Source organism: Sporichthya brevicatena, from assembly GCF_039525035.1.
Lineage (GTDB): Bacteria > Actinomycetota > Actinomycetes > Sporichthyales > Sporichthyaceae > Sporichthya > Sporichthya brevicatena.
The window spans coordinates 62,240-69,066 of sequence record NZ_BAAAHE010000023.1 but is presented as its reverse complement, the minus strand read 5'-3'; the positions used below and the strand labels follow the sequence as shown (position 1 = coordinate 69,066).

Sequence of the window (6,827 nt, the reverse complement as noted above, 5' to 3'; positions counted from 1 at the left end):
CTTGGCCTTCTTGGCCTTGTAGATCTTGCCGTTCTCGATCACGATCGGCTTCTTCGGCAGCGGCTTCTTCGCCGGACCGTCCTCGACCTTGCCGGTGGCGAGGTTGAACTTCGCGCCGTGACACGAGCAGTTCATCTGACCTGGGGTGTCGAACGAGTCGACCGGGCAGCCCTCGTGGGTGCACAGGGCGTCGTAGCCGACGAAGTGCCCGGCCTTCGGCTGGGCGATGACGTACTGCTCGGCCTCGTAGAGGACACCGCTGTTGACCGGGATGTCCTCGACCGAGCCCATCGGCTCCTTGCTCGCCTTGACGTACTTGCCCTTCGGCTCGACCGACTTGACCTGCGTCGGCGGCTTGGGCGTCGGGGTCGGAGCCGGCTCCGACGGCGCGGGTTCGGACCCGCCGCCACCGAGCAGGGAGTTGAGCAGGTCGGTGACAGGGTCCTTCGGTGCCGCGGCCGCCGGGACCGCCACCGCGGCCAGGCCGACCAGGGAGAAGTTCCGTAGCGCCGATCGACGGTCGAGGAGCTCCTGGGGCTCCTGACCTGGGGTTTCCTTGTTGTCCGCAGCAGACATGGGGGGCCTCCGTTTCTGCGGGCGATTGTCGGAGATGTACCCGGCCAATGTGAGCTTAACTGCCCATTTTGGGGACGCACTCCCGGTCTCCCTGGTTGTGGTAGCTCTCCGTGATGCCTCAGTGGCGCTTCGTGAACGCAGGCGCCGCTACGGTGACGGGGTGCGGAGTCGCTGGGTCCGGACGCTCCTGCCCGTGGTCGGCGCCGCCGTCCTCGGGAACGGTTTCGTGGGCCGGGAGTCGATGGCGTGGTTCCGGGATCTCCGGGCGCCGCGGATGCAACTCCCGATGCCGGGGTTCTACGCCGTCGGGATCGCCTACTACGTCGCGATGGGCACCGTGGTCGCCCGGGCGGTCGGGCGCGAGGACTGGCGGACCTACCGGCGGGCGATCGTCGTCCTGGCCGGCAATGAGGCGTGGAACGCGGTGTTCTTCGGCCGCCGCAGCGCCCGGGACGGGTTCCTCGGCATCCTCGCCTTCCTGCCACCGCTCGCCCTGCTGCAGGCCTCGGTCCGCGACGACGAGGTCTCCCGTCGCCTGGTCGCCGCGTACTCCACGTGGGTCGTCGCCTACGACGTTCCCTGGACCTATCGGCTGTGGCGGTTGAACGAGACCAGCGGCGACCAGGTAGAACGGACGGGATGAGCGACACCGCGAAGGCGTTCTGGGAGGCGAAGAACAGCCGGTTCGCTGTGCCGGACCCGCGGGACGAGTTCCTGCACCCCGAGGCGCGGGTGGCGCAGCCGGGGCCGGAGCTGACGGAGACGCAGGCGCTGGGGTTCAGCGTGCCGGAGCACGGGATCTGCGGCCTCGGGTATCTGTGGCACCACCCCAACCTCGGGGTCGTCACCGGCGGGGCGTGGGTGTGGCGCGGGGTGCAGCCGAACAGCCTGGCCTCCGACCTGTTCGACATCGTCACCTACGTCGACGACGCGGTGCTGGCCGACGACCTGCACCGCTACCGGCTGCCGAACGGCTACGAGGCGGAGGTGGTCGAGCCGCTGCGGACGCTGCGGGCCCGGTACGCCGACGAGCCGCGCGGCAACGCGTTCGAGATCGAGTTCACCGCGCTCGCCGAGCCGATGGTGCTGGAGACCGGGTTCCACCTGGAGCAGCCGATGCGGACGCGCGGGACGCTCACCCTCGACGGTCGGCAGTACGAGGTGGACGGTTACAGCGTCCGCGACCGGTCCTGGGGTCAGCTGCGGCGGGAGGTGCACAGCGCCCTGCCGCCGATGACGTGGCTGAACGGCGTCCTCGGCCCGGACCTCAGCTTCGGCGCCACCGCGTTCGACTCCCCGGACCTGAAGCCGGAGTGGGCCGGCACGCTCGAGGTCCCCGGCGGCGACCCACTGCGCGCCGGGTGGATCTGCCGGGACGGCGTGTACTCGCCCGTCGTCGCGATCCGCAAGCGCACGCATCGCAACCCGGCCACCTTGTTCCCCGAGAGCGTCGACGTCACGCTCACCGACGACCGCGGGCTCGACCTCCCGCTGCGCGGGACGATCCTCGCGGCGTCGGAGTGGCGGGCCTGGCACAACATGTCGTCGTTCATGTGCCTGGCGCGCTGGGAGACGCCGGACGGGTTGGTCGGCCACGGCGACTTCCAGGACATCCTGTCCCACGGTTACCTGCGCACCTTCCTGCCGGCGCGGCCGCACGACTAGCGGACGAGGACCTCGGCCAGCGGGAAGGACCGATGGGCCCGGGGCGGTAGCAGGTAGTTCTGCCGGTGGGTGGTGGTGAGGACGTCGGTGAAGCCGAGGTTCTCGTCCGGCAGGGCGTGACGCTCCTTCAGGTCGGGACTGTCCATCTCGCGCCGCATGAGTTCGTAGTGCTGGGAGCAGGGTCCGAGACCGACGAAGTGCACCCCGGCGCGCGGTTCGGTGGAGACCGGCTCGTCGACGGAAAAGCCGAACGGATTCTCGACGGTGTCGAAGTCCTGCCGCAGGAAGAACGCCGTGCCGCGCTCGACCTTCTCGCCGTAGGCGGTGACGGTGTCGGTCTCGACGCGGGAGAGGAACTGCATCTGCTCGTTGTGACCGACGAGTCGGTACCGGGCGGCGTCGTCGTCGCGCTCCTCCCGAAACGTCGTGGTCGCCGGGGACTGGTCCGGGCTGAGGATCTCCTCGGTCTCGGTGCGCCGGGGATGGAACATCCGGTGGAGACGCTCCTGCGGGGTGAACGAGTACCAGCGCTTCAGGTCGAGCGCGATGTGGGAGAGATGCATCGCGGTGCCGTGCGCGAAGTAGCTCCCGGGGAGCTGATCGGTGAAGCCCGGCAGGGTCTCGAAGCTCGCGAGGTTCCCCGCGGCGAGGCCGTGCACGTGGCTGGACGTGAAGCCGAGGAACAGCATCGCGCCGTCGGGAATCCGGTCGGCGCCGGGGATGCCGAGCCGCTCGCCGACGAGCTTGGGCATGCTCCGTCCGGCGAATCCGCGGCGCGTCGAGGTGACGGTGACCAGGTCACCGATGAACACACCCTGGGCAGGAATGCCGTTGAGGCGCCGGTCGCCGGGGGAGAAGAGGGCGTCGAGAACGTCCTCGATGTGGTGCCGGTAGTCGCTCTTGAAGTGGAAGCAGATGTCGTTCTGCTCCAGGAGCAGATCCGGGGGGTCCATCGGGAACCGGATGCTGTCGACGAGCGCCCAGTCGCCCTCACTGCCCGGCATCACCGACTTCGGCATGAACTCGTCGGTCAAGCTCGCCGGGAGCCGTTCCCGGAAGTACGGCGTGCCGTAGGCGACCTGGACGAAGAGGCCGCCCGGCTGCAGCGGGTAGACGCGCTCGATCTCGGCGAGCGCTCGGTCCAGACGCGCCTGAGCCGTGCGCAGCGTCGCGCGGTCGTCGGCCGGAAACGCCAGACGGCCCGTCACGACCGCGTGCCAGAGCGGCACGACCGCGACCGGGACGTCCTTGTGCATCTCCTCGGTGATGCCCGGCAGTTCGTACTGCGTCAGCGGGGGATCGACCGGCACCCGCCGGGTGTAGTCGACGACGGTGGTCCAGTCGAAGGCCTCGGCCATGCGGAACCTCCTTCGATGTCGAAGGGCGCGCTCACCACGTGGCGGGAGCGTCTGGAGCGGGAGCCCGCGCCCGTGGCTCGGACGGGGGCTCTCCGGATTTATATCGTAACACGATATAAATCCCTCGTTTGTCAAAGCGTAGGTTGGATAAACTGCGACCCATGACGGACGGGCCTCGCGCGGACGGACCGGCGCGGGGCCGCCGGGCGGAGGTGCTGCGGGCCCTGGCGGACGCGACCGAACCACTGACGGTCTTCGATGTCGCGGCGGAGCTCGGGGTCCACGCCAACACCGTGCGGTGGCACCTGGACGCGCTGCTGGAGCAGGGACGCGTCGAGCAGGTGCGGCCCGATCGGTGCGGTCCGGGGCGGCCGCCGGTGCTGTACCGGGCGGTGCCGAAGATGGACCCGGCCGGCCCGCGGAACTACCACTTCCTGGCGGCGGCGCTGGTGACCGGGCTCGCGGCCGGCCCGGACCCGGCCGGGCAGGCGCTGGCAGCCGGTCGGGCGCAGGGTCGCGCGCTCGCGGCCGCGGACGGGGGAGCGGTGCGGCGGAGTCCGGTCAGCCGGTTGGTCGACCTGCTCGACGAGCTCGGCTTCGCTCCCGAGCGCCGACGGGAGGGTGGGCACACGCAGATCGGCCTGCGGAACTGCCCGTTCCTCGAACTCGCGGAGCCGGGGTCGACGGTGGTGTGCTCGCTGCATCTCGGGGTGATGCAGGGGGCGCTCGAGGGGTGGGGCGCGGACGTGACGGCCGATCAACTGGAGCCGTTCGTCGCCCCGGACCTGTGCCTGGCCCGGCTGACGAAGCTGGCTTAGCTCGTCTCCTCGTCCCCGTCCAGGACCAGAGTCAAAGTCTCGGTGGGGCAGTTCTCGACCGCTTCCTCGAGCTGTTCGAGCGTCCACTCCCCGTCCGGGCGGAAGATCGCCAGCCCGTCGGGCCCGGCCTCGAAGGCTCCGGGCGCCCATGCGATGCACATCTGCACCCCCTGGCACCGGGCGCGGTTGACCCGGACGAACGGCTTGGACACGACTCCACCTCTTCTCGCCGACGGACCCATTCTGGCCTCCCGCAGTTTTTACAAGAAGACATTGTATAAACTGACGCCATGACCTACGTGATCGGTGAGCCGTGCGTCGACGTGACGGACCGGTCGTGCATCGAGGAATGCCCGGTCGACTGCATCTACGAGGGCGCGCGGGCCCTCTACATCCACCCGGACGAGTGCGTCGACTGCGGCGCCTGCGAGCCGGTCTGCCCGGTCGAGGCTATCTACTACGAGGACGACCTCCCCGAGGCCTGGCGTCCCCACCTCGCCGACAACGAGGCCTTCTTCGCCCAGACCCTGCCGGGGATGGAGGGCCCCCTCGGCTCCCCGGGTGGTGCCGCCAAACTCGGCCGGCTCGGCATCGACGCCCCGCTCGTCGCGTCCCTCCCGCCGCGGGAGGAGTCCGAGAGCGCCTGACCCTCAGCTCTTCGGGTACGGGGAGTCGCGGAGCAGCCGGGCGAGGTGGGCGGCGTTGGCGGCGAGGGTCTTGGTCGCGGCGCCGGTGGTCTCGGGTTTCGGGCCGGCGTCGACGTAGTCGGTCTTCTGCATCGCCTCGCCCACCCAGTAGGTGCCGCCCGCGGCGGGGACGGTGAAGCCGACGTCGTTGAGTGCCTGCATCACCTCGGCGCAGCAGTGGTGGGCGCCGTCCTCGTTGCCGACGACCGCGGCGACGGCGACCTTGTTGTACATCGTCGGCCGGCCCTGGTCGTCGGTCTCGGACAGCTCGGCGTCCAGCCGCTCCAGCGTCATCTTGGCGACCGCGGAGGGCTGACCCATCCAGATGGGTGTCGCGATCACCACGATGTCGGAGTCGAGCACCTTGCGTCGGATGGTGGGCCAGCCGTCGCCGTCGCCCTCGTCGGTGCTGACACCGAACTTCACGTTCTGGTCGGCGACGCGCACCACCTCACCGTCGACGTCGTGATCGGCGAGCGCGACCAGCACCTCCCGGCCGAGCTTCTCCGAGCTCGACTCGGCGTCGCCGGACTTCAGCGTGCAGCACAGCACCAGGGCGCGAAGGGTCGACGTCATACCAACGCCCTGCCCGCCCGGAACTCCGCTACGCGTGCACCGGGTCAGGGCAGGCGGATCGGCTCGCGCGTCAGCTCGACCGCGGCGCGGACGAGGTCGGGCCAGTCGGCGCCTTGTTCGACGTGGGTGCGTTGCCAGCGCGCGTTGGTGCCGTCGGTGAGCAGCTGCTCGAGCAGGCCGCGGACGAGCGGCAGGTCGCCGGTCTCGGTGAGGGCGTCGGTGAGGTGGTCGAGCAGTGTCGCGATCGCGTCGCGGGCCGGGACGGGCCGGCCGGAGCGGGGATCTAGGAGGTCGCCGTCGAGACCCCAGCGGGCGGCGGTCCAGTAGGCGACGCGGAGCAACTCGAGGCGCACGGGGTCGGGGTCCGCGCCGGCGCGCCAATCCCGCGCTGCGGTGGCGACGAGCGCGCGGGCGAGGGCTGCGACGAGCACGGCGTGCTCGCCACGGATACAGACGTCGGCGACGCGGATCTCGACGGTCGGGAACTTCGCCGACAGACGGGCGTTGAAGTAGAGCATCCCGCGGTCGAGCAGCGCATCGGTGGCGACGAGTGCCTCCACCGTCCGGTCGTAGTTCTCGACCGAGCCGAACAGTTCGGTCGGACCGGCAGAGGGGAAGCGGCCCCAGGCCTCGTGGCGGTAGCTGGCGAACCCGGTGTCCTCGGCCTGCCAGAACGGGGAGTTCGCCGAGAGCGCCACGAGGAGCGGCAACCACGGGCGGATCCGGTCGAGGACCGCCACCCCTTCGGCCCGGTCCGCGATCTCGACGTGGACGTGCGTACCGCACGTGAGCTGTTCGCGGGCGGGCAGACCGAGCCGGTCGACGAGTCGGCGGTAGCGCCGGTCGGAGCTGGGCTGCGCCTGCACCTGTCCCGGGTAGGTGCCGAGCGCCGCGAGCGCCACCCCGCGGTCGGCAGCGGCGGCGATGGCGGCCGCCCGTTGTTCCGTCAGGTCGGTGGCGAGCTCGGTGAGGATCTGCTGCGGCGCGGACGCGATCTCGACCTGCTGGCGCTGCAGCTCCGTCTCGACGCCCTCGTCCGCAGCCTCGACCACGTCGTCGGCGAGCCCGCGCGCAGATCCGGTGCGGGGGTCGACGATCAGGAGTTCTTCCTCGACGCCGACCGTGCGCATGGGGCGAGGGTCTGGTCT

Annotated in this window: 9 protein-coding genes; 4 read left to right on the top strand and 5 right to left on the bottom strand. The window is 70.5% G+C overall.

From position 1 onward, the window contains the following. Window positions 1-576: Rieske (2Fe-2S) protein (locus ABD401_RS14530; protein ID WP_344605924.1), on the bottom strand; the 576-nt coding region annotated here is incomplete at its 3' end. A gap of 160 nt (window positions 577-736) precedes the next feature. On the opposite strand from ABD401_RS14530, the gene ABD401_RS14525 reads away from it, so the two are divergent. Together ABD401_RS14525 and ABD401_RS14520 are read left to right on the top strand one after the other, a co-directional pair. Then, on the top strand, window positions 737-1,219 hold the full coding sequence (locus tag ABD401_RS14525) for a tryptophan-rich sensory protein (RefSeq protein WP_344605923.1): 483 nt from the start codon (window positions 737-739) through the stop codon (window positions 1,217-1,219). Then, complete coding sequence (locus ABD401_RS14520) at window positions 1,216-2,241, top strand: DUF7064 domain-containing protein (protein WP_344605922.1); 1,026 nt, start codon at window positions 1,216-1,218, stop codon at window positions 2,239-2,241. Before ABD401_RS14525 ends, ABD401_RS14520 begins: the two co-directional genes overlap by 4 nt. Here ABD401_RS14520 and ABD401_RS14515 read toward each other — a convergent pair. Then, window positions 2,238-3,599, bottom strand: a complete 1,362-nt coding sequence (locus ABD401_RS14515) for a DUF7405 family protein (RefSeq protein WP_344605921.1) — start codon at window positions 3,597-3,599, stop codon at window positions 2,238-2,240. The genes ABD401_RS14520 and ABD401_RS14515 overlap by 4 nt on opposite strands. Before the next feature lie 161 nt (window positions 3,600-3,760). On the opposite strand from ABD401_RS14515, the gene ABD401_RS14510 reads away from it, so the two are divergent. Further along, complete coding sequence (locus ABD401_RS14510) at window positions 3,761-4,417, top strand: helix-turn-helix transcriptional regulator (protein WP_344605919.1); 657 nt, start codon at window positions 3,761-3,763, stop codon at window positions 4,415-4,417. On the opposite strand, the gene ABD401_RS14505 is transcribed toward ABD401_RS14510, so the two are convergent. Then, the gene (locus ABD401_RS14505) at window positions 4,414-4,629 is read right to left on the bottom strand and encodes a ferredoxin (protein ID WP_344605917.1); all 216 of its coding nucleotides are present in this window, start codon (window positions 4,627-4,629) and stop codon (window positions 4,414-4,416) included. The two genes, ABD401_RS14510 and ABD401_RS14505, sit on opposite strands and share 4 nt — an antisense overlap. Window positions 4,630-4,707: 78 nt before the next feature. On the opposite strand from ABD401_RS14505, the gene fdxA reads away from it, so the two are divergent. Continuing rightward, the gene (gene fdxA / locus ABD401_RS14500) at window positions 4,708-5,064 is read left to right on the top strand and encodes a ferredoxin (protein ID WP_344605915.1); all 357 of its coding nucleotides are present in this window, start codon (window positions 4,708-4,710) and stop codon (window positions 5,062-5,064) included. A gap of 3 nt (window positions 5,065-5,067) precedes the next feature. Here the strand turns inward: fdxA and ABD401_RS14495 are convergent, their stop codons facing one another. Further along, complete coding sequence (locus tag ABD401_RS14495) at window positions 5,068-5,679, bottom strand: flavodoxin family protein (RefSeq protein WP_344605913.1); 612 nt, start codon at window positions 5,677-5,679, stop codon at window positions 5,068-5,070. 44 nt (window positions 5,680-5,723) lie between these two features. Beyond that, window positions 5,724-6,809, bottom strand: a complete 1,086-nt coding sequence (locus tag ABD401_RS14490; RefSeq protein ID WP_344605911.1) for a carboxylate-amine ligase — start codon at window positions 6,807-6,809, stop codon at window positions 5,724-5,726. Window positions 6,810-6,827: the final 18 nt, after the last annotated feature.

What these genes read in the sequence shown, in the direction of transcription:
- ABD401_RS14520 (WP_344605922.1), top strand. Translation starts at nt 1,216, where the DNA reads ATGAGCGACACCGCGAAGGCGTTCTGGGAGGCGAAGAACAGCCGGTTC.
- ABD401_RS14515 (WP_344605921.1), bottom strand. Translation starts at nt 3,599, where the DNA reads ATGGCCGAGGCCTTCGACTGGACCACCGTCGTCGACTACACCCGGCGG.
- ABD401_RS14510 (WP_344605919.1), top strand. Translation starts at nt 3,761, where the DNA reads ATGACGGACGGGCCTCGCGCGGACGGACCGGCGCGGGGCCGCCGGGCG.
- fdxA (WP_344605915.1), top strand. Translation starts at nt 4,708, where the DNA reads ATGACCTACGTGATCGGTGAGCCGTGCGTCGACGTGACGGACCGGTCG.
- ABD401_RS14495 (WP_344605913.1), bottom strand. Translation starts at nt 5,679, where the DNA reads ATGACGTCGACCCTTCGCGCCCTGGTGCTGTGCTGCACGCTGAAGTCC.
- ABD401_RS14490 (WP_344605911.1), bottom strand. Translation starts at nt 6,809, where the DNA reads ATGCGCACGGTCGGCGTCGAGGAAGAACTCCTGATCGTCGACCCCCGC.